At 60.7% G+C, this 23,037-nt stretch carries 21 protein-coding genes; 12 read left to right on the top strand and 9 right to left on the bottom strand.

Annotated features, from left to right (window positions below; translation table 11 throughout):
• The first annotated feature begins 53 nt into the window (after nucleotides 1-53).
• The gene (locus A3AC_RS30595; RefSeq protein WP_198017959.1) at nucleotides 54-197 is read left to right on the top strand and encodes a hypothetical protein; all 144 of its coding nucleotides are present in this window, start codon (nucleotides 54-56) and stop codon (nucleotides 195-197) included.
• A 38-nt stretch (nucleotides 198-235) separates the two neighbouring features.
• On the opposite strand, the gene A3AC_RS0102345 is transcribed toward A3AC_RS30595, so the two are convergent.
• On the bottom strand, nucleotides 236-1,261 hold the full coding sequence (locus A3AC_RS0102345; RefSeq protein ID WP_025596922.1) for a nitrilase-related carbon-nitrogen hydrolase: 1,026 nt from the start codon (nucleotides 1,259-1,261) through the stop codon (nucleotides 236-238).
• A 93-nt stretch (nucleotides 1,262-1,354) separates the two neighbouring features.
• On the opposite strand from A3AC_RS0102345, the gene A3AC_RS0102340 reads away from it, so the two are divergent.
• The 4 genes from A3AC_RS0102340 to A3AC_RS0102325 all read left to right on the top strand — a co-directional run bounded on the left by A3AC_RS0102340 (nucleotide 1,355) and on the right by A3AC_RS0102325 (nucleotide 3,635).
• Nucleotides 1,355-2,254, top strand: coding sequence for a LysR family transcriptional regulator (locus A3AC_RS0102340; RefSeq protein ID WP_025596921.1), 900 nt, complete (start codon nucleotides 1,355-1,357; stop codon nucleotides 2,252-2,254).
• Between the two features lie 81 nt (nucleotides 2,255-2,335).
• Nucleotides 2,336-2,671, top strand: coding sequence for an ArsR/SmtB family transcription factor (locus A3AC_RS0102335; RefSeq protein ID WP_025596919.1), 336 nt, complete (start codon nucleotides 2,336-2,338; stop codon nucleotides 2,669-2,671).
• Nucleotides 2,668-3,195 (top strand): SRPBCC family protein, encoded by a 528-nt coding sequence (locus A3AC_RS0102330; protein WP_025596917.1) that lies wholly within the window; start codon nucleotides 2,668-2,670, stop codon nucleotides 3,193-3,195. Before A3AC_RS0102335 ends, A3AC_RS0102330 begins: the two co-directional genes overlap by 4 nt.
• Before the next feature lie 23 nt (nucleotides 3,196-3,218).
• Complete coding sequence (locus A3AC_RS0102325) at nucleotides 3,219-3,635, top strand: DUF1801 domain-containing protein (protein ID WP_025596915.1); 417 nt, start codon at nucleotides 3,219-3,221, stop codon at nucleotides 3,633-3,635.
• Nucleotides 3,636-3,661: 26 nt separating this feature from the next.
• On the opposite strand, the gene A3AC_RS0102320 is transcribed toward A3AC_RS0102325, so the two are convergent.
• Nucleotides 3,662-5,812, bottom strand: coding sequence for a tetratricopeptide repeat protein (locus A3AC_RS0102320; protein WP_025596913.1), 2,151 nt, complete (start codon nucleotides 5,810-5,812; stop codon nucleotides 3,662-3,664).
• A gap of 211 nt (nucleotides 5,813-6,023) precedes the next feature.
• On the opposite strand from A3AC_RS0102320, the gene A3AC_RS0102315 reads away from it, so the two are divergent.
• The 3 genes from A3AC_RS0102315 to A3AC_RS0102305 all read left to right on the top strand — a co-directional run bounded on the left by A3AC_RS0102315 (nucleotide 6,024) and on the right by A3AC_RS0102305 (nucleotide 10,449).
• Entirely contained in the window at nucleotides 6,024-6,461 is a 438-nt protein-coding gene (locus A3AC_RS0102315; protein WP_025596911.1) for a DUF2946 domain-containing protein, read from the top strand.
• Between the two features lie 103 nt (nucleotides 6,462-6,564).
• The gene (locus A3AC_RS0102310) at nucleotides 6,565-8,880 is read left to right on the top strand and encodes a TonB-dependent receptor (protein WP_025596909.1); all 2,316 of its coding nucleotides are present in this window, start codon (nucleotides 6,565-6,567) and stop codon (nucleotides 8,878-8,880) included.
• 57 nt (nucleotides 8,881-8,937) lie between these two features.
• Complete coding sequence (locus tag A3AC_RS0102305) at nucleotides 8,938-10,449, top strand: PepSY-associated TM helix domain-containing protein (RefSeq protein ID WP_025596906.1); 1,512 nt, start codon at nucleotides 8,938-8,940, stop codon at nucleotides 10,447-10,449.
• A 109-nt stretch (nucleotides 10,450-10,558) separates the two neighbouring features.
• On the opposite strand, the gene A3AC_RS0102300 is transcribed toward A3AC_RS0102305, so the two are convergent.
• The 4 genes from A3AC_RS0102300 to A3AC_RS0102285 form a co-directional block, all read right to left on the bottom strand.
• Nucleotides 10,559-10,891 (bottom strand): DUF2322 family protein, encoded by a 333-nt coding sequence (locus A3AC_RS0102300; protein ID WP_025596904.1) that lies wholly within the window; start codon nucleotides 10,889-10,891, stop codon nucleotides 10,559-10,561.
• Between the two features lie 80 nt (nucleotides 10,892-10,971).
• Nucleotides 10,972-12,888 carry an SMP-30/gluconolactonase/LRE family protein gene (locus A3AC_RS0102295; protein WP_025596902.1) on the bottom strand — a complete coding sequence of 639 codons (1,917 nt, stop codon included), beginning with the start codon at nucleotides 12,886-12,888 and terminating at the stop codon, nucleotides 10,972-10,974.
• Nucleotides 12,889-12,968: 80 nt separating this feature from the next.
• Nucleotides 12,969-13,610, bottom strand: coding sequence for a DsbA family oxidoreductase (locus A3AC_RS0102290; RefSeq protein ID WP_025596900.1), 642 nt, complete (start codon nucleotides 13,608-13,610; stop codon nucleotides 12,969-12,971).
• A gap of 96 nt (nucleotides 13,611-13,706) precedes the next feature.
• Nucleotides 13,707-14,705, bottom strand: coding sequence for an SDR family oxidoreductase (locus tag A3AC_RS0102285; protein ID WP_025596898.1), 999 nt, complete (start codon nucleotides 14,703-14,705; stop codon nucleotides 13,707-13,709).
• A 177-nt stretch (nucleotides 14,706-14,882) separates the two neighbouring features.
• Here A3AC_RS0102285 and A3AC_RS0102280 point away from each other — a divergent pair, with 177 nt between their 5' ends.
• From A3AC_RS0102280 to A3AC_RS0102260, 4 genes are all read left to right on the top strand, one after another.
• Nucleotides 14,883-16,718, top strand: a complete 1,836-nt coding sequence (locus A3AC_RS0102280) for a thiamine pyrophosphate-requiring protein (protein WP_025596896.1) — start codon at nucleotides 14,883-14,885, stop codon at nucleotides 16,716-16,718.
• Nucleotides 16,719-16,882: 164 nt separating this feature from the next.
• The gene (locus A3AC_RS0102275) at nucleotides 16,883-17,467 is read left to right on the top strand and encodes a glutathione binding-like protein (protein ID WP_025596894.1); all 585 of its coding nucleotides are present in this window, start codon (nucleotides 16,883-16,885) and stop codon (nucleotides 17,465-17,467) included.
• A gap of 46 nt (nucleotides 17,468-17,513) precedes the next feature.
• Nucleotides 17,514-18,101, top strand: a complete 588-nt coding sequence (locus A3AC_RS0102270) for a hypothetical protein (RefSeq protein WP_025596892.1) — start codon at nucleotides 17,514-17,516, stop codon at nucleotides 18,099-18,101.
• 266 nt (nucleotides 18,102-18,367) lie between these two features.
• A complete protein-coding gene (locus tag A3AC_RS0102260; protein ID WP_025596890.1) occupies nucleotides 18,368-20,041 on the top strand; it encodes an FAD-dependent oxidoreductase in 1,674 nt (557 codons plus the stop codon).
• A 10-nt stretch (nucleotides 20,042-20,051) separates the two neighbouring features.
• On the opposite strand, the gene A3AC_RS0102255 is transcribed toward A3AC_RS0102260, so the two are convergent.
• The 3 genes from A3AC_RS0102255 to A3AC_RS0102245 form a co-directional block, all read right to left on the bottom strand.
• A complete protein-coding gene (locus A3AC_RS0102255) occupies nucleotides 20,052-20,744 on the bottom strand; it encodes an OmpA family protein (protein WP_025596888.1) in 693 nt (230 codons plus the stop codon).
• A 43-nt stretch (nucleotides 20,745-20,787) separates the two neighbouring features.
• Entirely contained in the window at nucleotides 20,788-21,552 is a 765-nt protein-coding gene (locus A3AC_RS0102250) for a flagellar motor protein (protein WP_025596886.1), read from the bottom strand.
• An 81-nt stretch (nucleotides 21,553-21,633) separates the two neighbouring features.
• Nucleotides 21,634-22,869 (bottom strand): Crp/Fnr family transcriptional regulator, encoded by a 1,236-nt coding sequence (locus A3AC_RS0102245; protein WP_025596884.1) that lies wholly within the window; start codon nucleotides 22,867-22,869, stop codon nucleotides 21,634-21,636.
• Nucleotides 22,870-23,037 lie beyond the last annotated feature (168 nt).

Here is a 23,037-nt window from a genome sequence, read left to right as displayed (position 1 = left end):
ACTGAGTACGGCCAACTATAACAACAGCGGTTTTTCAATCTTCGAGACACGAAATGAGCGCTTTGACGGTAATTCTCTGCATCTGGGCGATGGTCGCGTTCTGCGCGGTACTGTTTATTCGCGGCGCCACCGCGCGCGTCGAGCGCCCCACGAAATCGACCGCGAGCCGTCCGGCGCGCTTTTCAATCGCGGAATAAGGGTTCAAGGAGGCAAAAGGACGCAAGCGCGGGTTGCATCAATCCACGACGCGGTTGCGCCTGACCTGCGCGAACGATAGTGCAACCGCGCCTCTTGCCGACACGCCTTGCGCTTCGAATCCGGTCCGATTGGAGCCGACGCGGCTCAGCACTCCATAAAGATCGGGTCTGCGCGCGCCGAGCCATTCACGGCCAGGGCTAACCCCTATTAGTCCGGCCTCGAGTCCGGCGCAGATCAGACCACCAGGCGCCTCGTCGCCTGACGTGTCCACCAAGGTGCGGCCGAATGGGTCGACGATCATCGCTGCGCCGGCCGCCTGGTTCTTCCCTGTAATCTCCGCGCCGTCGCTGAAAACAACGAACATTCCATTGTCGACAGCACGCGCAGGCAGCCAGCGGCGCAGCCACTTTCCGCCGTTGTCCGCCTCTTCGCGACGCGCCGCATTTGCGCTCGATGCAAGGCGAAGCGCCTGCTGCATCGACACAGGCTGCGTCCACTCACTGCTTTCATCGCTTGAACCATAGCTGCGATGCGGCGCAAGCAGCACCGTCGCGCCCATCAGCGCAGTCATGCGCACATTCTCGACTACATAGTTATCCGCACCAATCAGGACACCGATGCGAATGCCCCTCGACGCATCAAACACAGTGAAGCGATCGCCGCTGACTATGCGCGGATGCTCGAACGCATGCAGCTTTCTGTGGCAATAGCGCACGCCGCCCGGTAGACATACCACATAGCTGTTGAAGAACTGCCCGTCCGTTGCGCGCTCGACGAACCCCACACCAGCCGCGACGCCAGTACGCTCGACAGCATCTGCAACGGCTCGCACAGAAGGACCGTCGAGTGCTTCAGCAAGCGCATTCAGTTCGGCACGGCCCAATTTCGCCATGCTCCCGTAGCCGCTGATACAAGCCTCCGGAAAGACCACGAGATCGATGTTCCGCGAGGCCGCCAGCGCGAGCCAGTCGGCAACACGCGCGACATTGCGTGCGGCTTCATCGCGGCGCGACACGAGCGGAACAGACGCAACGCAAAACGATGAAGCAGTCGAAGACCGCATGTTATTGCCCAATGAAATGAGAACAGCACCATTGGACCGCCCCGCCATCGATACGTAAAATGAAAGTTTCGGCGCATTCGATAACGTTTAAGAATGGAACTCAAACTCCTGCGGGCATTCCTGACGGTCACGGAACTGGGCCATTTCGGCCAGGCAGCAGATGTCTTATGCGTGAGCCAACCGGCTCTGAGCAAGCAGATCGCGGCATTGGAAGCGAGCCTCGGGGCGCGCCTCTTCGAACGTGGCCGGCACGGTGCGGAACTCACGACTTTCGGCGCGGCCTTTCTCGCAGACGCAGAAGCGCTGGTTCGCGATGCCGACGAAATTCTCGCGCGTGCCCGCGAAGCAAGCAGCGGCGCCCGCGGTTTCTTGCGCATTGGCCTCGGGCTCTCCACGTTGACAGAAGTCCCGCAACTGGTCGCCGATTTCCGCAAGCGCTATCCGAATGTCAGCGTGACGCTCAACGATCTCTCGTCGGCGGAGCAAACGCGGCGGCTTCTTGCCGGCAAGCTCGAGGTGGGCTTTTTGCGTTTGCCGGCCGATGCGGGCCTCTGCGCCTTCCCCATGATCGACGAAGCGCTCGGTCTGGCCATTCCGCAGCATGCGCGCTGGAAGCGCCTTCCGTCGGACCTCAACGAATTGAACGAGCCGGGCTTCATTGCACTCGCGCGCGGACGTGGTCCGGGACTCGCAGCACAGGTCGACCGATGGTGCGCTGCACACCGGTTCGTGCCCAACGTCATCCAGCAGACCGACGATATCCAGACCGTACTCGCCAGTGTGGCCGCGGGCGTCGGCGCGGCGTTTCTGCCCTCGCGCGTGCAATACCTGCTGCGCGATGCACGAGTACTGCCCTTAAGTGGACCCGGCTCCCGCTGGCGCGTCGGTCTCGCCTGGCACACCGCGCGCGACGATGCCGTTGTGAAATGCTTCGTCGCGTTCGTGCAGGCGGCAATGAAAACCAGGCGGCTCAATAGCAGAAAGCGAAGCTGAGGCCGCGCGCACGAATCGTCAGGGTGTCACACCGGCATCCGCCCCTTGACACGTATATTCCTCGTGAAGTATATAAGCATCATGGACTCAACCTTCGCCATCATCGCCGAGCCGAGCCGCCGCGCCATTCTCAGTCTGCTTGCATCTTCCGAGCGGTCCGTGGGCGATATCGAAGAGCAGCTCAATCTCCCTCAGCCCTCCGTTTCAAAGCATTTACGAGTGCTGCGCGAGGCCGGCTTCGTGGAGTCGCGCGTCGAAGCACAGCGGCGCGTGTACCGCATCAAACCGGAGCCGCTCATGGAAATCGACGCCTGGCTCGCGCCATTCCGCCGTTTCTGGTCGGTTCATCTTGACGCTCTGGAGCGTCACCTCGATCAAACTCATCCCGCACCACGTCGTAAGGAGAAGAAACGATGAGCAGTCGCGATTCATACCGGCCCGGCCCCGCCGCCGGCGCAGAAGTTCAGAAAGACGCAGACAGGTGGACGCTCGTGCTGGTGCGCGAGTTGCACCATCCTCCGGAAAGGGTCTGGCACGCGCTGACCGACCCGGCGAGTCTGCGTGAGTGGGCGCCGTTCGATGCGGACCACAGCCTTGCGTCCGTCGGTCCGGTCAAACTCTCCACGGTCGGCATGCCCACGCCGCAAGTTTCGGACACCGAGGTGACGCGGGCCGACGCGCCGAACCTGCTCGAATACCGCTGGGGCGACAACGACCTTCGCTGGCAACTCGAACCGCTTGGCGACGGCACGCGTCTCACGCTGTGGCACAACATAGACCGCAAGTTCATTTCGATGGGCGCAGCGGGCTGGCACATCTGTCTCGACGTGCTCGGTCATTTGCTCGCGGGCGATCCGCTTGGGCGTATCGTCGCTGGCGACGCAATGAATTTCGAATGGCCGCGTCTGAACAGCGAATACGCGCAGCAATTCGGCCTCTAATCCGAAAAGCTTAGGAGAGCAATATGAACAAGTCGGCCTCGACGGAGGCGCAAACGGCCTCTGAACTGATCGACAAAAGAATCGCCGATCTGGCGGACTGGCGCGGCGCGACGCTCAGCAGAACGCGCAAGCTGATCCACGAGGCCGATCCGGACGTGCTCGAAGAATGGAAGTGGATGGGCACGCCCGTCTGGTCGCATGATGGAATCATCTGCACGGGGGAGTCGTACAAGTCGGTCGTCAAGCTGACGTTCCTGAAAGGCGCATCGCTCGCGGATCCGGCCAAATTGTTCAACTCGAGTCTCGACGGCAATGCGAGGCGCGCAATCGACATCCGCGAGGGCGAGGAACTCGACGCCGATGCATTCAAGGCCCTGATTCAAGCAGCAATCGCGCTCAATATGTCCGGCAAGAAATCAAAGCCGAAGCGCGCCGGGTAGTAGCGGCGTTCGCGGCCGGACCGAGGCTAGGCATGCACGGCGAAACGCGCAATGCACGCCAGCCTCACTCTTTCCACGGTCGCCGCCCAGTCTTCGCCTTGCTCGCGGCGAAATAGCCGCAGCGTGTGCGGATACCACGGCGAATCGCTGCGCTCGTGCATCCAGCGCCAGTCCACATCTTTTTCCGGCAACATTACCCAGCAGGGCTTGCCGAGCGACGCAGCGAGATGTGCGATTGACGTGTCCACGCAAATCACCAGATCGAGTTGCGCGACGATTGCGGCGCTGTCGGCCAGGTCGGCCACCATCGAACCGACATGAAGCAAGGGCTGAGTAGCGGGTGGGTTGCGCGCTTCGTCTTCGCCCTGCCCTTTCTGCAGACTCACGAAGCTGAGCCCGGCCACGCTCCACAACGGCGCAAGCGTCGCGAGCGATGGGATGGAACGGTTGACGTCGTTATGGTGCTTCGCATTGCCCTTCCACACGAGACCGATCTTGCGGCCCGGCGGCAGCGCGTCGAGCAAGGGCCGCCATGTTTCGACGAGCGACGCTTCGGCCGCGAGCCTGGCCGGTCGCGGAATGGTGTCGACCGTCGTGCGCAAATGCAGCGGCGCACTCAGCAGGCTCGTCCAGCAATCGTAAGTGGACGCACGGGCTGCTGCGGTGTCGTGATCGAGCACGGCGTCGACCCCGTCGACGCGAGCCATCAGCCTATGCAGCGCGGGCGCGCAGGCAAACGCGATATGCGCAGCGCCCTGTGCCTTCAACAACGCGAAATAGCGGCTGAATTGCAGCATGTCGCCGAGGCCGTCTTCCTGCCATACCAGCAACGAGCGCCCCGACAGCGCGTCGCCCTGCCATTGCGCACAGGAAAGCCGCTGAGCAGTCTGCCGATGCACGAACGCGGGGTGCTCGTAGCGGCACTCGTAAAGCCGCCACCCTTCCTCGAAGCGCCCCATGCCGAGCAGCAATACCGCGAGCCCGAAACGCGCATCGCCGTAATCGGTGCGCAAGGCGAGCGCGCGACGATACGCGCTTTCCGCCTCGGGCAAACGCCTCAGTTGCGCAAGCGCGGAGCCGAGGTTGTAATGCGCTTCGGCGAGATCGGGTTGAACGGATAGCGCCTCTTTGAAGGCATCGACGGCCTCGGGCAAACTGTCGAGTACACGTAGCACGCAGCCGAGATTGTTATAGGCGGGCGCAATGTCGGGACGCAAACGAACCGCTTCACGATAAGCGGCAGCGGCCTCGTCCAGGCGTTCGAGCTTGAAGAGCGTGATGCCAAGGTTGTAATGAGCCTCAGCGTAATCGGCGCGAAGCGCAATGGCCTTCCGGTATGCCGCTTCGGCCTCGGCCAGGCGCGCGAGATCCGTCAGCGCCGCGCCCAGATTGACGTGCGCTTCCGCGTAGTCGGGGCGCATGGTCAACGCGAGCCGGCAGGCGAGTTCGGCCTCGGTCAGACGGTTGGCAGCCTTCAGAGCGCCCGCGAGGTTATTCAACGCTTCAGGGTATTGCGGCCTGATGGTGAGCGCGTCGCGATACGCAGCGTCTGCTTCTGCAACGCGGCCCAGATCCATCAATACGTTGCCCAGATTGTTGTGCGCTTCCGCGTGCGCCGGCAATCGGCGCAGCGTTTCGCGATAGGCCGCTTCCGCTTCATGCAGACGCCGCAGCGCCTGCAGCACGACGCCGTGGTTGTAGTGCGCTTCTGCATGCTCCGGACGAAGCGCGAGCGCCTGCCGATACGACTTCTCCGCCTCTTCATGATGACCCTGTGCATGCAGCACCGCGCCTAGCTGATTGTGAGCGTCCGCGTGGTCGGGCTGCAGTGCGATCAGTTGCCGATAAATTGCCTTTGCCGCAGAGAGCCGGCCGTGCGCTTTGAGCAATGCGCCGAAACTTTCATACACCTCGGCGTAGCCGGGCATCATGCGCAGGCACCGGCGCCAGTGGCGCTCCGCATCGTCCAGTTGACCGAGACGGCATGACGAAGCCCCTGCGATATTCAACGCGTCGGCTAGTGCCTGAAGCGCCGCATCGTCCAAGGTGCTTTCGTCGTGCCCGAGCGCGGGAAGGACCGTCGACAGCGCTGCCGCAAAATCATCCGTCGAGTAGAGCGCGATCGCCTGCTGATTCAGTTGTGCGATTGATGAAGCGGGCGGCTGCTTGCGAGTCATGAGTCCGATAACGTTGTCAGTACGGCGTCCACATGCTGGATCGCCCATGTTGCGAAAAGCCGACATGTACCACGCAGATTAAGCGAAACGGTGCCGTTGTAACGCCGGGAAATGAGCGGATTTCCGCCTTCAATCCGCTGCTATGCGCGGCATCAGGCAGAAAAGCACGGCCGGCAGTGCTAGAATCGCCCGCGTTTCCCTGCTCATCGACATGACTCCTCGCTCGCACAACCGTCTGACAGCCTGGCTTGGCCTCATCGCCATGTGGCTCGTCGTGTTTGCGCCGGTCGTGAGTCAGATGCTCGTGTCCAACCGCGCGCAGGAGCCGATTGCGGCACTGTGCTCGGCGCTGCGAACCGTCCAGCCGGGCCTGATGGACCAGGAGAACCAGGTGGCCCAGGCAAACCAGGTGGACCACGCAGGGCACGCCGGTGCGACGGCCGTGCATCTCAGCCACGAGGACGCGTTCGGCGCTTGCGGTTACTGCCATCTGTTGCAGCATCATGTGGCCATGCCCACGGTTGCCGCGACGGAGCCGCCGGTTGTCGCCGTCATGACAGGCACCGCCCCGCCCACTCTCTCCACCCGCTTCACACCACTCGGCGCGTTCCCTTCCGGACGCCCCAGAGCACCGCCCGTCGTTTCCTGATCGCTTTTGTTCCTGATCGCCCGCACCGGCCATATTGAGCCGCGTTTGTCGCATTCGTCGACAGTGCGCGCGATCGTCCGTTCAATGCATCAAGGAAACTCTCATGTTCATCTTCGCATGGCGAAGGCTGCCCGCCTTCGTGCCTGCTGCCGTGACGGCGTTCGCGTCCGCGCCGGTTCACGCCGATACCGCGAGCGCCGACACGACGCTGCCCGCCGTCAGCGTCAGCGCAAATAGCGCTGCAAATGAAGGCCTCGCAATCCACGCCGTCGAACCGGATCTGCCGGCCTCGGTAGAAACGGTCACGCGGGATCAGTTCTCGAACTGGAATGTCGTCAACACAGAAGACGTGTTGAAGTACATGCCGAACCTTGCGGTGCGCAAGCGTTTTATCGGCGATCTGAACTCCATCATCGCGGTGCGCGGCACCAGCAATACGCAAAGCGCGCGGGGCCTCGTCTATGCAGACGGACTGCTGCTCAGCAATCTGCTTGGCAACAGTTACTCTTTTCCGCCGCGCTGGTCGATGGTGTCTCCCGACGAAATTCAGCGAGTCGATGTGATTTATGGCCCGTATTCCGCGCTCTATCCCGGCAATTCGCTTGGCGCGACGGTGCTGATCAGCACGCGTATGCCGAAGAAGTTCGAAGCCGAGGCCGACGTCAAGGCATTCACACAGCACTTCAGTCTCTATGGAGTAAATCGCAACTTTAACGGCAGCGAAGCGAGTGCTTCCATAGGCAACCGCATCGGCAAGTTCTCGTTTCTTCTCGGCGTCAACCATCTGGAGAACACCAGCCAGCCGCTGCAATTCGCGACGCTCGCGAAATCGCGCACGCCTGCACAAGCCGGCGATACGCCGGTGACAGGCGCGTACTTCTACAACAATCAGACCAATACGCCGACGGCCGTGCTCGGCATCAACGGCGAAGGTATTGAACATACCGTGCAGGACCAGTTCAAGCTGAAGATGCAATACGACTTCACGCCGACACTGCAAGGTGCTTTCACACTGGGCTACTGGCATCAAAGGTATGACAGCCAGACCTCCAGTTTCCTGCGCGACGCGAACGGCAACCCGGTGTATAGCGGCAAGGTTTCCATCGACGGCTACGAGTACACGATTCCCGCCTCGGCATTCGCGCCGAGTCTCGGTCATAGCGAGAACTGGCTGTATGGCGTAACGCTGAAAACGCGCAACGCGACGGGCTGGAATGGCGAGGCCGTTGCTTCGTATTACGACGTCGGCAATAACGTGGCGCGTCTCGCGAATTCCGGCGCGCCGGGCAACGGCGCGGGCACCGTCACGTTCGGAGACGGCACCGGCTGGAAGACGCTCGATTTGCGCAGCACCTACACGCCAGCGTCCACGCAAGCAGGTCTTGCGAACCACGCGCTCGCCTTCGGCTATCACTACGATAACTACTTCCTCGATAACGAAAGTTACTCGACGCCTAACTGGCGCGACGGCTCCGCAGCATCGTTCACCAATGCATTCGCTGGAAAAACGCAGACTCAGGCGCTCTACGCGCAGGACGCGTGGCGCTTGCTGCCGCGCTGGAAACTCGTATACGGCGTGCGCTACGAAGATTGGCGTGCATACGATGGTTCGCAGGCGGTGCCGGGCAAAACCGTTGCACTCGGTGACGCGAGTCAGCAGCACTTTTCGCCGAAGGCTTCGCTCTCGTTCGACGTGAGCGATGATCTGACATTGCGTGCTTCGATTGGCCGCGCGTATCGCTTTCCGACGGTCAGTGAGCTGTTTCAGGGGCAAATAAACGGCTCGTCGATCATCAACAACAATCCGAACCTGAAACCGGAAGACGATCTTTCTAAAGAACTCACTGCCGAATGGGCGCACTGGAATGGCATCTTCCGTTTCTCGCTGTTTCAGGACGACGTGAAGAACACGATCTTCAGCCAGACGGATACGACCGTTATTCCCAACGTGACGAACTTCCAGAACATCGGCAAGGTGCGCTCGCGGGGCGTGGAAACAAGCTATACGGGCGAGAACGTGTTGCTGCGCGGGCTGGATCTACTTGCAACCGTGGCTTATACGCAGTCGAAGATCATTGCAAACGCACAGAACCCCGCGAGCGTCGGCAAATATTTTTATCGCATTCCGCTGTGGCGTGTGAATGTCGCGGCGACCTATCGCTTCGACGAGCGCGCGGCAGTGACGCTCGCTGCTCGATATTCAGGGCGCCAATACAACACGCTCACGAATACCGACACGAATCCGGACGTATTCGGCGGCACGAGCTCGTACACGGTGGCGGACGCGAAGTTCACATATAGGCCGACGAAGCTGAGCGAAGTGGGCATTGGCGTGGACAACATCTTCGATGCGCGCTACTTCGTCTATCACCCTTATCCGGGACGCACTTTCTATGTGGAAGCCAGGTTGCGCATGTGATGCGCCAACCTGGCTCTTGACCACAAGAACCCATTGACTGTGTTTTCAGGAGGATTCATGTCCACCCTCGCTCGACACAATGCCGCCTCAGGCACGGCGGATTCCAGGAGCGGCTATCGCACCCTCTGGCGATGGCATTTCTATGCCGGACTATTCGTCATGCCGTTTCTTATCGTGCTGGCGATAACAGGCACGTTGTACTGTTTTCAACCTCAGATCGAACCGCTGCTTTATCCACGGCTTCTGGTCGTCGAAGCACAAACGGCGCCGCGCATGACAGAAGACGCGCTGCTCGCGCGAGCGCGCGCGGCAATGCCGCCCAAAGCAACGGCGGTTACGGCCGCAATCTCGAACGCGCCCGAGCGCAGCACGGAATTTGTCTTCCGTCTTGCGGATGGCGAAAAGGAGAGCGTCTATCTGAATCCGTATAGCGGAGCGGTACTCGGCACGTTGAGCGTCGAGCATCGTTTCATGCAGGTGGACCGCATGCTTCATCGAAAACTGTTGCTCGGCAAACCGGGCGAATTGCTGATGGAGCTGGCCGCATGCTGGACACTTGTGATGATCGGCACCGGCGTCGCGCTGTGGTGGCCACGCGAAGCGGCGAGCGTACGCGATGCACTGGTGCCGCGTCTCACGGTAAAAGGCCGTCCGCTGTGGAAAAACGTTCACGCGGTCATGGGCATCTGGCTTGCACTCGGCGCGCTGGCATTCGTGCTGACGGGCCTTCCATGGTCCGGCTCGTGGGGCAAACAGTTCAAGGCGCTTGCCACCGCCGCGAATCTTGGCGCGCCGCCGGGCACGTGGGGCGGTCTGCCGTTGCGCTCGGTGCTGCCTGCGAGTGCGGGCACTCCAGTAAGCGCAAAGACAGAAACCACCGCCGCAGCGGATCCAACATACGCCGCGCACGCAGCACATTCGGCACCGGCCGCGCAGATGGATTCCATGCCGGGCATGGTAATGGACGACCTGCCGCTGCCGCAGACGCCGTGGGCAGTCGGCAACGCACCGGTGCCCGCTTCTACCGACGACAAAACGGCCGCCCCGCTGCCGCTCGGACGCATTGTCGCGCAAGCCGCATCGCTCGGTGTGACGAGCGGCTACAACATCGCGTTGCCGACATCGACGACGGGGGTATACGCCGTGTCGTATTTTCCGGACGATCCGCAACTCGAACGCACTATTTATATCGATCAATACAGCGGCGCGATCCTGAAGGACATCCGCTATGCCGATTACGGCGCAGTATCGAAAGCTGTTTCATACGGCACGTCATTGCATATGGGCCGCTATTTCGGCGCCGCAAACCAGATTCTGTGCGCCGCAATTTCGCTGGGCCTCGCGTTCATGGCCGTCACTGGATGCGTGATGTGGTGGAAGCGCAAACCGGAGCGCTCGCTCGGCGCGCCTTCGCGAGAAAGAGCCGCACCGCCCATGCGCGGCTGGAAAACGGGCCTCGTTCTACTCGGCATGGTGTTTCCGTTGATGGGCGCAACGCTTCTCGCCGTATGGCTCGGCGACCGTGCGATATTTGGCCGTGCCGCGCAACGCGAGCGCGCAGCACGGTAGGAGGAGGCGGAATAGCGAGGCGCGCGGGCCGCGTGCCGGGAATCTCTCCGTGCGCGGCTCGCGCGCCGGGAGTTCTTCAAGCGCGGCTCGCGCACCGCTCAAACACAAATCAACTCGCCGCCATCACGTCGATACGCAAAGCCGGCGCGCCCGCAGCAATCACAAGAAGATGGTCGACGTTCGGATGAGCACCGGGCCGGTTGCGCGCGTCGGCCGTATGTTCGCCGAACACTGCGAGGCCGTGCTCGGCCGCTTTGGCGTCGAGCGCACCAAACGTCTGCTGCAGATAGTTGTACACCGCAAGCGAGCCCTGTTTGCCCGGCTTGTTTTCGATGCTTGCCACCACCGCGCCCTGCGCGTCAATCAGATCGATACGCGCAATGCCGTCGATGGCGGGCATTTGCGCAAGGTTCTCCTTGAATACATTGCTCGGTTGAATCACTGAACCACTCCTTTAAGCGGGAAGTTGCTACGAGGGCCGTATCTTATCCGATGGCCCTGCGCAAGACAGTCCCACGCTACTTACGGCGTCCAGCGATGCACGATGATGCTCGATCCGTTGTAGTTGTCTTTTGTGATCACGTATTCACCGCTCGCGCGCAGAAACGCTCGCAGCCCGTACATTGAATCGACGTCGTTGCCGACATCCACCGTGCCGGGACTATTGTTGATGAGCGTCGCGTCGAGATTGCCGGTGTTCAGATTGAACGCGTCGATGTTCGGGACGGTATGCACGTAGCCCACGAACAGATAATTGCCCGCTGCCGTAATCGACTTCGGATTCGCACTGGTGAGATTGATCACAGGTTGCGGCCGCGTGGTATTGCCGGCGCTCCAGCCGTGATACACCTCGATGCGCGACTGCATCGCTGTCCAGTCCCAACTGCCTGCCACGCCTTGCGCAAGAATCATCGTATCGCTCTCGGGCAGATAGATGATGCGCGTGAGCGGCCGGATACTCATCGGAATCTTGATCGTGACGGCAGGCCCCCACAACGGTTTTCCGTTTCCGTCGAAACCCGTGAGCGGGTAGTGGTAAATATTATTGGTTCTGTCGAGACCGGCCCACACATCGCCGCGGCTATCAATGCAGAAGCCCCCCGTCACCTTCACGGTCGTGTTGAACGGGGGTCCGGGCAGCGACGCGTCCGGTATCGCAATGTAGCCGCTCGCCGCATTGAAATGGTAGAAGTTGAAGGTATCCGGATTCTGACCCGACGCGACGAGGATCCGATTTCCGCCTACCGTAACGAGCTGTCCGAAATGCTGGCCGCGCTGCATGTCGTTCATATTTAGCCGCGGGTCGGACGGATAAGTGAACGGGTCGACGGTATTCGCAACGAAGGTGCCGCCCGCACTGCCTGTGTAGATATGCGCGCCGCTGTAGAAATACGCACCGTCTGTCAAAGGATCCGGCGCGGCAACCGCTTCGAAGTTCAGCGCCTGCAACTTCCATTTCAGATTGCCGGCGCTGTCGTATGCATGCAGATCGGTCGGGCCATTGCGGCCAAGATCCCAGCCGCCGCCCCACGGATTGTTGAGTACATACAGATTGCCCGCTGCGTCCTTGCCGATGCCCGCCACGCGCGTGAAGCGCTTGTCGCCCACCTGACCTTTGATTCCAGTGGTTGTGTCCAGATAACCGCCCTGAATGCCGAAGGTTCCGGCCAACGTAGGCGTGCCCGCCACGTTGTAGATCTTGATGTTCATGTCGGGACCTTCGTCGCCGACCATCAGGCGTCCCGTCGCCGCATCGAAATACAACGCCGAGGGCCGCGACGCAGCGGGCATCTGGATCGTGTTCAGAGGCGCGCCACCCGCGCTGAACTCAGCGATAACGCCGGCACTCTTGCGCGCGACCCAAAGATTGCCCGCGCTATCGAGTGCAAGCGCGCCGGGGCCGGATACCGCAAAATCCTGCTGCCACACGCCGTCAGTCGTATAGACGCGCACGCGGTTGCCGTAAAAGTCGCTGACATAAAGCAGCGTGCCCGCCGTGGCCAGCCCGGTGATGACATCCGCGTGAGTTATGCCGGTCCACACGCTAACCGGAATGCGAAGTTCAAGCGCTTTGTTCGCGCGGTTGTAGCGCCCAACGGAGCCGCTGCCGAACGACCTGTTGTATTGCAAGGCGGTGAAAATCGAGGTCGCGTTGCCGGTGATCGCGCTGCCCTGAAAATCGGCGTGTGTGCCGATCGAACCGAGGCTCTGACCGTTCTGATAGATGGCGACCCCGCCTTCGTTTTCGTCCCACAGCGAGGAGGTATAAATCACGCCTTCTGGCGCGACCCACATTGAACGTGCGCCGTTGCCCACGTGCGTGGCAAGCGTGCCATACGTATTGGCGAGCCAGTCGGTCGTGTATTGGGCATGGCACACGCAGGCAAGCGCCATCAATGCGAAGCCGAGCAACGCGGCGTGAATTCTTTTTGCAAGCATGAACGGGAGTCCTCCGGCAGTACTTCGTCAAAGTCACAACGCGCCTGGTCGTGCACGCGTTCAGATACGAAATTGCCGGCTTATGCTTCGGCCAGAATCTGCTGAATGACCTGCTCGAAGGTATCGACAGGTTGCCCGCCGCTCACCAGATAGCGGCGATTGAAGATGGTCGCCGGCACGGACTGGATGCCATGCGACTGATATTCATGTTCTTCCGCTCGAACTTCGTCGGCATAGTCGCCGTTTTGCAGCACCTTGCGCGCCGCGTCCGCGTCGAGTCCCACAGATTGCGCTGTTTCGACGAGCACGTCATGATTGCTCGGGTCGCGACCGTCGGAATGATAGGCACGCAGCAACGCGAGCTTGAGCGGCAACTGCTTGCCTTCGAGACCGGCCCAATGCAACAGGCGGTGTGCATCGAAGGTGTTATAGACATAGGTGCGCGGGCCGAAGTTGAAGCCCACGCTTGCGCCGCGCTCGCGGATCATTGCCTGCGTTTGCTCGATCTGCTCGGGCGTGCGTCCATACTTCTTGCCCAGATAGTCGACGATCGCTTCGCCCTCGGGCCCCATCTGCGGATTCAGTTCGAACGGATGCACGACGATCTGCGCGTCCACTGCGTCTCCGAGACGCGACAACGCCAGTTGCAGCGACGAAAGGCCGATTGCACACCAGGGGCATGCAATGTCGGAGACGAAATCGATGGTGAGCGGTTGCGACATGGTTTTCCTGAAGACTGTATGAATAGCCGTATTGTCACCTATCCCTGTTACTCCCGCCTGACACTCGACACGACCGTTGCTTCACACTGCCCTACTTTATGCGCGGCGGCTCTTCCTGATCAGAAGACCGATACCGCCGGCGATCCCTATGCCAGCCAATGCGCATAGAACGCCCCGGTGTCGAACCGCACACATCTCCAGACTCATCGGTTTCGACTCCCGGTCAAAGCGTCCGTGTGCGTTGTAATCGCCGGGTACCGGTTCGAACAAATTGCTCGGAGCATCGGGAGTAAGCGGCTCGTCGGTGAGCTGCCCTTCGTAGCCCGCCTTCGCCAGATATCTGTCGAGCAGCGCCGGCGCGAGGAAGTTTGCAAGAATCGCCTTGACCGTCGGAAAACCGACCCATATCTCGCGACGCTTATGCGTTGCGGCGAAATAGATTGCGCGCGCGGCCACTTCCGGCTGGAAGATCGGCGCGACAGGTTTGGCTTTCCTTCCCATCTTGTTGAGCGCCCAGTCGAACTGTGGCGTATTCAGTGCAGGCAGATCGACCATCGTCAAATGCACTTTCAGGCCGTCGTGAATGATCTCGGACCGCAGCGCGTCCGTAAAGCCGCGAACCGCGAATTTCGCGCCGCAATAGATGGATTGCAGCGGCACGGAACGATAGCCGAGCGCAGACCCCACATTGACGATGGTGCCGCGATTGCGCACACGCATGCGCGAAAGCGCGGCCATCGTGCCGTGCACCTGGCCGAGATACGTCACTCGCGTGCCTCGTTCGATTTCCTGCGCGGTCAGTCTGGACACCGGCGCGAAGACGGTGGCCATTGCAACGTTGACCCACACGTCGATAGGTCCGAGTTCGGCTTCTGTACGCGTTGCCGCCTCTTCCACGCAGTCGGCGTCGGCCACATCGGTTGGAAGGGCCAGCGCACGCACGCCATATCGGCTCTCGAGTTCCGCAGCAGCGCGCTCGAGCCGCGCGCTGTCACGTGAAAGCAATGCAACGTCATAGCCATGCCGCGCGAATTCCGCAGCAGTGGCTCGCCCCGCTCCCGCGCCCGCCCCTGTCACCACGACTACCTTATTCATAGCGAATCCTTTGCACGGCGTGCGCAGTCGTCCTTGCGCACAGCGGATGAGCAAAAAACGCGCCCACGTCTCTAGCGTCGCCCCGGCGTCCCTGCGATTCATTCTTTCCCTTGAAAGAATGCGGAACGTGTTTTGCAACGTTTCCTGTATGACGATCTCAATTATGAGGAGTTGTCCATGTCCACTACTGTCGGTGACTTCCTCGTCGAGCGACTCCAGGCGTGGGGTGTGCGCCGGATCTTCGGCTACCCCGGCGACGGCATCAACGGCGTGTTCGGCGCGTTGAATCGTGCACAGGCCGAAGCAAAAAAGCATCATAAGACGACAGATCAGCCAGGGCCGATCGAATTCATTCAGGTTCGTCATGAGGAAATGGCGGCCTTCATGGCATCCGCGCATGCCAAATTCACCGGTGAACTCGGGGTCTGTATCGCGACCTCGGGGCCTGGTGCATCGCACCTGGTCACTGGACTGTACGACGCTCGCATGGATCACATGCCTGTGCTTGCGATTGCGGGTCAGCAGGCGCGCGCAGCGCTAGGCGGCCACTATCAGCAGGAAGTCGATCTCGTCTCGCTCTTCAAGGACGTGGCGGGGGCGTTCGTCGCACAGGCCTCGGTGCCCGCGCAAGTGCGCCATCTGGTGGATCGCGCAATACGTACCGCACTTTCCGAGCGCAAGGTGACTGCGCTCGTGCTGCCGAACGACCTGCAAGACCTGCCCTATGAGCCGCCGGCGCGCAAGCATGGCACGTTACACTCGGGTGTGGGCTATCACGCGCCCCGGCTCGTTCCGCAGGTCGAAGATCTTCAGCAGGCGGCCGACGTGCTCAACGCGGGCAGGAAGGTCGCGATTCTCGTCGGCGCGGGCGCGCTGCATGCAACCGACGAAGTAATCGCCGTTGCCGAAAAGCTCGGTGCGGGCGTAGCCAAGGCGCTGCTCGGCAAAGCCGTTCTGCCTGACGATCTGCCTTGGGTCACTGGCTCGATCGGCCTGCTCGGCACCAAGCCCAGTTACGACCTGATGACCGAGTGCGACACGTTGCTGATGATCGGCTCCGGCTTCCCGTATTCAGAGTTTCTGCCGAAAGAAGGCGCGGCGCGCGGCGTGCAGATCGACCTGAAAGCCGACATGCTGAGCCTGCGTTATCCAATGGAGGTGAACCTCGTCGGCGATAGTGCGGAGACGCTGCGTGCGCTGCTACCTTTGCTCGAACACAAGCAGGACCGCGCGTGGCGCAAGACGATTGAAGGCTGGACCGCCGACTGGTGGAAGACCCTCGACAAACGCGCGCACGAGCCCGGCAACGACGCGGTCAATCCACAACGCACGGTGTGCGAACTGTCGCCGCGCATTCCTTCGAACGCCGTCGTAACAAGTGATTCGGGATCCTGTGCAAACTGGTATGCACGCGATCTGAAGGTCAAGCGCGGCATGATGTGCTCGCTGTCGGGCGGACTCGCTTCGATGGGCGCGGCGGTGCCGTATGCAATCGCGGCGAAGTTCGCTTACCCCGAGCGGCCTGTCATCGCTCTCGTCGGCGATGGCGCCATGCAGATGAACAACATGGCCGAGCTCATCACCGTATCGAAGTACTGGCAAGGCTGGGCCGATCCGCGCTGGATCTGCATGGTGCTGAATAACCAGGACCTGAACCAGGTCACGTGGGAGCAGCGCGTGATGGAAGGCGACCCGAAGTTCGAGGCATCACAGGACATTCCTTCCGTGCCCTATCACAAGTTCGCGGAATTGATTGGCCTCAAAGGCATTTACGTCGACGACGCCGAGCAGATGGGCGCGGCCTGGGACGCAGCGCTCGCCGCGGATCGTCCGGTCGTGATCGAAGTGAAGGCAGACCCGAACATTGCGCCGCTGCCGCCGCATATCACGCTGGCCCAGGCCAAGGCGTTTGCATCGACATTGCTGAAGGGCGATCCCGATGAAGGCAATGTGATCGTGCAGACCGCGAAGCAGGTTCTTGGCGCTGTGCTTCCCGGCCATCACAACAAGTAACGCGCGCCGGGATGAAACTCGCGACGGTGACTAGCGGGCGGCTCGCGAATCCGCGGACGGCCGCTTTCCCGATTCCCGGGCGACCAGCGAGCGTCGCAACGGCGAGGCATGCCGGATGCTGCGTGGTATGAGTTGCCAACTGTTCTCTGAAGGAGGGGCGCATCATGAAGCTGTACTACTCGCCTGGTGCCTGCAGTCTCGCCGACCATATTGCAATGCACGAAGCCGATCTGCAATTCGACCGCGTGCGCGTCGACCTCAAGACCAAAACAACGGAGAGTGGTGAGAAGTTCGACGACATCAACCCGAAAAGCTACGTGCCGACACTCGAATTAGACGACGGCCAGCGGCTCACCGAAAACGTCGCGATCCTTTCGTGGGTTGCGCAGCGCAAGCCCTCCCTCGGACCGTCGGGCGAGCTTGGCACAACACGGTTGCTCGAAATGCTGGCATTTATTTCCACCGAAATTCACAAGCAGTTCGGCCGCGTATTCAAGCCGACATCGGATCAGGAAGCCAACGCCGCGCGGGAGAAAATTGGCCAGCGCTTTCAGCTCATTTCGAACATGCTTAAAGGCGACTATCTGTTCGGCGCAGAGGCCAGTGTCGCGGACGCCTATCTGTTCACCATGCTTTTATGGGCGCACAAAGTCAAGATCGAGGTCCCGCAGAAGCTGGCGGATTTCGAGCAACGCATGCGTGCGCGGTCAGCGGTGCAACTGGCGCTTAAACACGAAGGGATCGAATGAAGCAACGGGCTCGGGTTTGCCGAGCCTGCGTTTCGCCGGAAAAGCGATGTCGACCGATCCCACCCTCAGCATCCTGATGTACTTCGTGTTGCCTGTGTGGCTTGCAGCCGGCTTCGCGGATTGGCTCTGCCATCGCGCCACTCATATCGAATCCACGACCGGCGCAAAGGAATCGGTGATTCATCTGTTGATGTTCGCCGAAGTGGGACTGCCGCTGCTTGCCGCGATCTTTCTGGAGATCGACGCGGGCATCATTCTGTTGATGATCGTCGCGTTCTTCGCTCACGAAGCGACTGCGCTGTGGGACGTCAGCTATGCGGTCGGCGGGCGCAAGGTGACGCCGTTCGAACAGCACGTCCACAGCTTTCTCGAACTGGTGCCACTGATGGCGATACTGCTGGTTGTCTCGCGTCATTGGCCGCAATTTCAGGCGCTGTTCGGTCTTGGCAGCCAACCCGCACGGTTCGAACTGATTGCGAAGAGCGAGCCGTTGCCTGTCATCTATATTGTCACGCTGTTCGCGCTGATTGTCGTTTTCGAGCTGCTGCCTTACCTGGAAGAACTATGGCGCGGACTGCGCGCGCGCCGGCGCGGTTTTGCATCGACGAATGCGAGCGGCCGCAGCTCGCCTTGAATCTCAATTCCGTTGGCTCGCCCATAGCCCGATCGGATTTTCGTTTGCGGCAAAATGAAGTGAAGTCGACTACTGCCGCTACCGCGCCATTTCCCGCGACTTCAACCCTGCGTCACCCACTCTTTACTGCCGAGCGGACTCTGGCGCACAATCTCAGCCATAGCGGCTGTCAGCAGCCTTCCCCATGCTGCGATTGTTCGCATCCACATGCCAATCCGGCAGCATAGCGACACGCTGCACCATACGTCTTTCCAATCGGACCTTTCATGAGCGATAAAACTTCCGGCAAGCGTGAAGATCTGCTGGCGGGCGGCAGCCGTCACCACCAGATCTTTCCAAGGCTGAGCGACGCGCAGTTCGCGGTACTCGAGCGATACGGCGAGCGGCGCAAGCTCAGCACCGGCGACGTATTGTTTAGCGAAGGCGATCGCCATATTCCGATGTACGCCATCGTCTCGGGCACCATCGAGGCAACACGAGGCAGCGGCGACAATCTGCATGTTCTCGGCACTCACGGTCCGGGCAGCTTCACGGGCGAAGTTGGCACGCTTGCGGGGCGCGGCGCAGTGGCGTCCGCGCGCGCAACGAGCGATTGCGAAGTGATCGTGATCGACGAGGAATCGCTACGCGCGCTCGTCATAGCCGAAGCCGAATTGAGCGAGACGATCATGCGCGCGTACATTCTGCGCCGCGTCGCCTACATTCAGGATCAGAGCGGCGGCGTGGTCGTGATTGGCAGTTCCGCCTCTTTTCCGACACTGGTATTGCGGCACTTCCTGAGCCGCAACGCGCAACCGTCGGCGTATTTCGACATTGCCGAGCATGAGGAAGCAAAGGTACTCCTCGAGCGCTACGGCGCCACGGAAGAAGATCTTCCGGTACTCGTCACGTTGCAGGGAGTCGTGCTGAAGCGTCCAACGAATCGCGCCGTTGCGGACGCAATCGGCTTGAGTCCCGACCGGCTGAATGGCGAACGGTTCGACGTGGTGGTGGTCGGCGCGGGCCCAGCTGGCCTTGCCGCAGCTGTATATGCCGCATCCGAAGGGTTGAGAGTCGCGGTTCTCGACACCAAGGCGCCTGGCGGTCAGGCCGGCACCAGCTCGAAAATAGAAAACTACTTTGGATTTCCCACGGGCATCTCCGGCCAGGCACTTGCCGGACGCGGGCTTTCGCAATGCCGGAAATTCGGCGCGGAAGTGGATGTGCCAATCGAGGCGCTCGGTATTGAATGCGACAAGGGGCAGCCGTTTCATATCCGCCTCAGTCACGACGAGCATGTTTATGGCCGGGCAGTGGTGATCGCAACGGGCGCGCGTTATCGCAAGCCGGAGCTCGCGCGTCTCGAATATTTCCAGGGCCGCGGCATCTACTACAGTGCCACGTATATGGAAGCCGCGTTCTGCGGCAACGAAGAACTCGCCATTGTCGGCGGAGGCAATTCGGCGGGACAGGCAGCGGTTTTTCTCTCCGGATTCGCGCGCCGTGTGCACATTGTGATTCGCGGCGAGGGACTGGCCGCGAGCATGTCGAACTACCTGATTCGTCGCATCGAGGCAGCGCCTAACATCACGGTTCATGTGCGAACACAAATCGTCGCGCTAAACGGCGAAGCGCATCTCGAGTCGGTTCGGTGGAACCAGCACGGAAAAATCGAAGAGAAGCCTATTCGGCACGTGTTCCTGTTTCTCGGCGCAGAGCCGAATACCGGCTGGCTTGGCGACTGTGTCGAACTCGACAGAAACGGCTTCGTGCTGACCGGGCCGGATGTCGCTCACAAGTGGACGTCTGAGCGCCCCGCACATTTCCTCGAAACGAGCCGGCCAGGCGTTTTCGCAGTGGGCGACGTGCGTAGCGGCTCAGTAAAGAGAGTGGCGGCGGCCGTCGGGGAAGGTGCGGCCGCGATCCAGTCTCTTCACCAGTACCTTGCGCTGGACGTCTAACGCCCGATACTCAATATTCGACGAGTATCGTTACCCGCCGATTAGCGGCGTTGGCCGCCGCGTCGTTGCCGATGATCAGCGGGAAATTGTCGGCACGGCCGATTGCCGCCATGCGGTGCGCTTCGATGCCCTTATCGGCGAAGAACCGCACCACAGCCCCCGCGCGCGCGGACGACAGTTCCCAGTTGGATTCGTACTTCGCTGTGGCTATCGGCAAACTGTCGGTGTGCCCTTCCACGAGAATGTTATTTTTCGCGCGGTCCCGCAGTACCGTCGCAATCTGGTCCAGCACGCCGTACGATTGCGGCAGGAGGCGCGCATCGCCAGAATTGAACAGTACTCTTGCGTTGATGGCGATTTCCACGCCCTGAGGCGTGTGCGCAATCGTGATCTGGCGATTGTCCTGCAAGGGCGCGAGCAATGAGAGAAGCTGCTTTTTCGCGGCTTCTCTCGCATTGGGTGTATTGAGCGGCGGCTGTACGTCCACAGCCTCCTTCACCGGACGATGCTGCAGCGTCTTGATCTGCAACTCGCTGTTTTTCGCGAGCTGCAACACATAGAGCGCGAGAAACAGCACCATTAGCGTGGTGATCAGATCGGCGTACGAGATCAGCCAGCGGTCCGACTGCTCGCCGCCATCGTGCCCGTCATGGTGTCCGCTCTTGTCTGTTGTGAGACGCTTGCTACCTGAGGTTGTGCTCATACACGCGTATCCGCTATCAGTTGTGCCCGGCTTCTTTCTGCGACTAGCCGAGCAGCTCGGCAGAGCGCTCGCGTACGTCGCCCGCGAGACGCGTTTCGATGGTGTGCGGCGATTCCTTGCGCGAGATGGCGAGCAAGCCGTCCAGATACAGGCGCCTGAAACGCAATTCGCTGTCCACCTGCGCGCGGATCTTGCCAAATAGCGGCAGAAACACGAGGTTGGCAACCGCGAGGCCATACAGCGTGGCCACGAACGCAACCGCAATGCCCTGCCCCAGTTGCGACGGTTCCAGCATATGCCCCGTCACCTGAATCAGGCCGAGCACCGCGCCGAGAATGCCGAAGGTCGGCGCATAGCCGCCCGCCTGTTGCCAGATGCGCGCGGCCGCCATGCAATTGCGCTCATAAGCGTCGACTTCGCGCTGCAACGCATCTTCGAGCACCGCGGTGGTCACGCCATTCGCGAGCAGCTCGAGGCCTCGCTTGGCGAATGGACTAATGCCGTTAGCGTCGATCGATTCAAAGACCAGCATGCCGTTCAGTTTCGCCTGATCGCCCCATTCGAGCAGAACCGACAGGCTCTCGCGATCCACTTGCCGCGCCTTCACGAAAGCAAAACGCAGCAGCTTCACACCGTCGTAAAACCGTGCCCATGTGTTCTGGATCATCACCGCGCCTAACGTGCCGCCAAGCACGATGACAAATGCTTCCAGCTGAAACAGTGACGTGAAGTTGCCACCTTCGAGCGAGAACCCCGCGACAATTGCCGCCACGCCGAACACTACGCCAAATACCGTCAAAAGATCCATACGTCCTCGCGAGCGGCTGCACGAGCCTGCGAATTTCAGTTAAACGTTGCGTCCGCTTCTGTGGAGCGAACGCGACGGGCATCAGGACTCGGCCGGTGCGGCGTGCGCCACGGGCGACTTGAGCGCCCGAACCGTGTCGATAAAGCGCTGCTCGATTTCTACTATCTCGACCGGATCGATCTTGATCTCGCGGCGCATCACCCACGACACTTCTTTCTTGCGCGCTTCGGTCATGACGGATTGCAGACGCTCGTCAATCGGCTGCCCAGCCGACGCCGAAAGAAGCTTCGCGAGATCGTAGGTATCGAATGCGCTCACCGCTTCGAACAAGGTTCGCTGATCGACGAATTCGAGGTCGTCGATCGATTTCAGCTCGCCTGCACCGCGCGCATTGCGGCGCGAGAAGTAGCTGAGGCCTTTCTCCTCGACGTAGTTAAGTACTTTCGACTTGCGGAAAGCAAAAATGTCCTCTGCGATCTCAGCGTGCGAGAGCTTGTTCAGAATCACCTTCCTGTCCACGCCGATGAGCGCTTCAAGATCGTCGAGCTCGATCAGTTCGAGTTCGCTGCTGATCGAAACGTCGAGGTCATGGTCCGCCACCTGCTGAGCACGCTCGGTGATCTTCACCGGATCGAATGTGACGAGTTGGCGGCCTGCGGCGCCCTCGCTCGCCGAATAGCGTCCCGCCGTGTTGTTCAGCCGCTCGGAGCGTCCCGATTCGATCGACACAAGGTTGAGCTTCTCCATGCGCTTGAGCATGGCCATCACATGCGGGCGCGAATGGCCTGCAATCGCGTTGCATTTCTTGATGACTTCGGAAAGCGGAATCGAGACTTCCTCGTTTTGAGGACGGCGTGCGCGCGCATCGAAGCGGTCGTTGGTTTCGGCGCCCGCCATCAACGACAGAACATGCGCGTAAGAAAGCACACCGGGGAGGAAATCGGCGTGCGTATTCGTCGCAAGAATGTCGTCTTTCTTCTTGACGCGCCGAATCATCGTGCGCACGATGTGGCGCAGGAGCGGCGACACACGTTCCAATTCTTCTTCCACAATACCGCCGGCGATAGCCGTCAATTGACAGAAGCTCAGCGCCTTTGCGGTGTGCGCTCGCGGCTCGGGCGGCAACAACGCCGCTTCGCCGAAGAATTCGCCCTTGCCGAGCGTGGCCAGAATGACCTTTTTTTCATCGCACTGAGTCGAGATTTCGACTTTGCCATCTGCAATGACGTAGATGACGGCGTCGGCTACGAAGCCTTCCGAATAGATGACTTCCCCCGGAGCCGCAGTGCGCGTCCATGGCGAGCGTTGTTGGTTCAAGATTGGTACCCCCGATGAGCTTTGGTCCAGCGCATGCTTTTCTTCAAGCACGAGTCAGTTCGACGGTCTGACTTATTTCACTGGATAACGACAAGCCCGTCCCAATCTTTAATTAGGGCAAACGTGATAGAAATGACGCAAACGTTTGCGAGTGGCGCTCGCGAGGTT

This window comes from Burkholderia sp. WSM2230 (assembly GCF_000472445.1).
Taxonomy (GTDB): Bacteria; Pseudomonadota; Gammaproteobacteria; order Burkholderiales; family Burkholderiaceae; genus Paraburkholderia.
The sequence above is the reverse complement of the archived record's forward strand: the minus strand, read 5'-3'. Positions and strand labels throughout refer to the sequence as shown.

Bases quoted from the DNA above. Each gene is read 5' to 3' on its own strand.
- A3AC_RS30595 (WP_198017959.1), top strand. From the start codon at position 54: ATGAGCGCTTTGACGGTAATTCTCTGCATCTGGGCGATGGTCGCGTTC.
- A3AC_RS0102345 (WP_025596922.1), bottom strand. From the start codon at position 1,261: ATGCGGTCTTCGACTGCTTCATCGTTTTGCGTTGCGTCTGTTCCGCTC.
- A3AC_RS0102340 (WP_025596921.1), top strand. From the start codon at position 1,355: ATGGAACTCAAACTCCTGCGGGCATTCCTGACGGTCACGGAACTGGGC.
- A3AC_RS0102335 (WP_025596919.1), top strand. From the start codon at position 2,336: ATGGACTCAACCTTCGCCATCATCGCCGAGCCGAGCCGCCGCGCCATT.
- A3AC_RS0102330 (WP_025596917.1), top strand. From the start codon at position 2,668: ATGAGCAGTCGCGATTCATACCGGCCCGGCCCCGCCGCCGGCGCAGAA.
- A3AC_RS0102325 (WP_025596915.1), top strand. From the start codon at position 3,219: ATGAACAAGTCGGCCTCGACGGAGGCGCAAACGGCCTCTGAACTGATC.
- A3AC_RS0102320 (WP_025596913.1), bottom strand. From the start codon at position 5,812: ATGACTCGCAAGCAGCCGCCCGCTTCATCAATCGCACAACTGAATCAG.
- A3AC_RS0102315 (WP_025596911.1), top strand. From the start codon at position 6,024: ATGACTCCTCGCTCGCACAACCGTCTGACAGCCTGGCTTGGCCTCATC.
- A3AC_RS0102310 (WP_025596909.1), top strand. From the start codon at position 6,565: ATGTTCATCTTCGCATGGCGAAGGCTGCCCGCCTTCGTGCCTGCTGCC.
- A3AC_RS0102305 (WP_025596906.1), top strand. From the start codon at position 8,938: ATGTCCACCCTCGCTCGACACAATGCCGCCTCAGGCACGGCGGATTCC.
- A3AC_RS0102295 (WP_025596902.1), bottom strand. From the start codon at position 12,888: ATGCTTGCAAAAAGAATTCACGCCGCGTTGCTCGGCTTCGCATTGATG.
- A3AC_RS0102290 (WP_025596900.1), bottom strand. From the start codon at position 13,610: ATGTCGCAACCGCTCACCATCGATTTCGTCTCCGACATTGCATGCCCC.
- A3AC_RS0102285 (WP_025596898.1), bottom strand. From the start codon at position 14,705: ATGAATAAGGTAGTCGTGGTGACAGGGGCGGGCGCGGGAGCGGGGCGA.
- A3AC_RS0102280 (WP_025596896.1), top strand. From the start codon at position 14,883: ATGTCCACTACTGTCGGTGACTTCCTCGTCGAGCGACTCCAGGCGTGG.
- A3AC_RS0102275 (WP_025596894.1), top strand. From the start codon at position 16,883: ATGAAGCTGTACTACTCGCCTGGTGCCTGCAGTCTCGCCGACCATATT.
- A3AC_RS0102270 (WP_025596892.1), top strand. From the start codon at position 17,514: ATGTCGACCGATCCCACCCTCAGCATCCTGATGTACTTCGTGTTGCCT.
- A3AC_RS0102260 (WP_025596890.1), top strand. From the start codon at position 18,368: ATGAGCGATAAAACTTCCGGCAAGCGTGAAGATCTGCTGGCGGGCGGC.
- A3AC_RS0102255 (WP_025596888.1), bottom strand. From the start codon at position 20,744: ATGAGCACAACCTCAGGTAGCAAGCGTCTCACAACAGACAAGAGCGGA.
- A3AC_RS0102250 (WP_025596886.1), bottom strand. From the start codon at position 21,552: ATGGATCTTTTGACGGTATTTGGCGTAGTGTTCGGCGTGGCGGCAATT.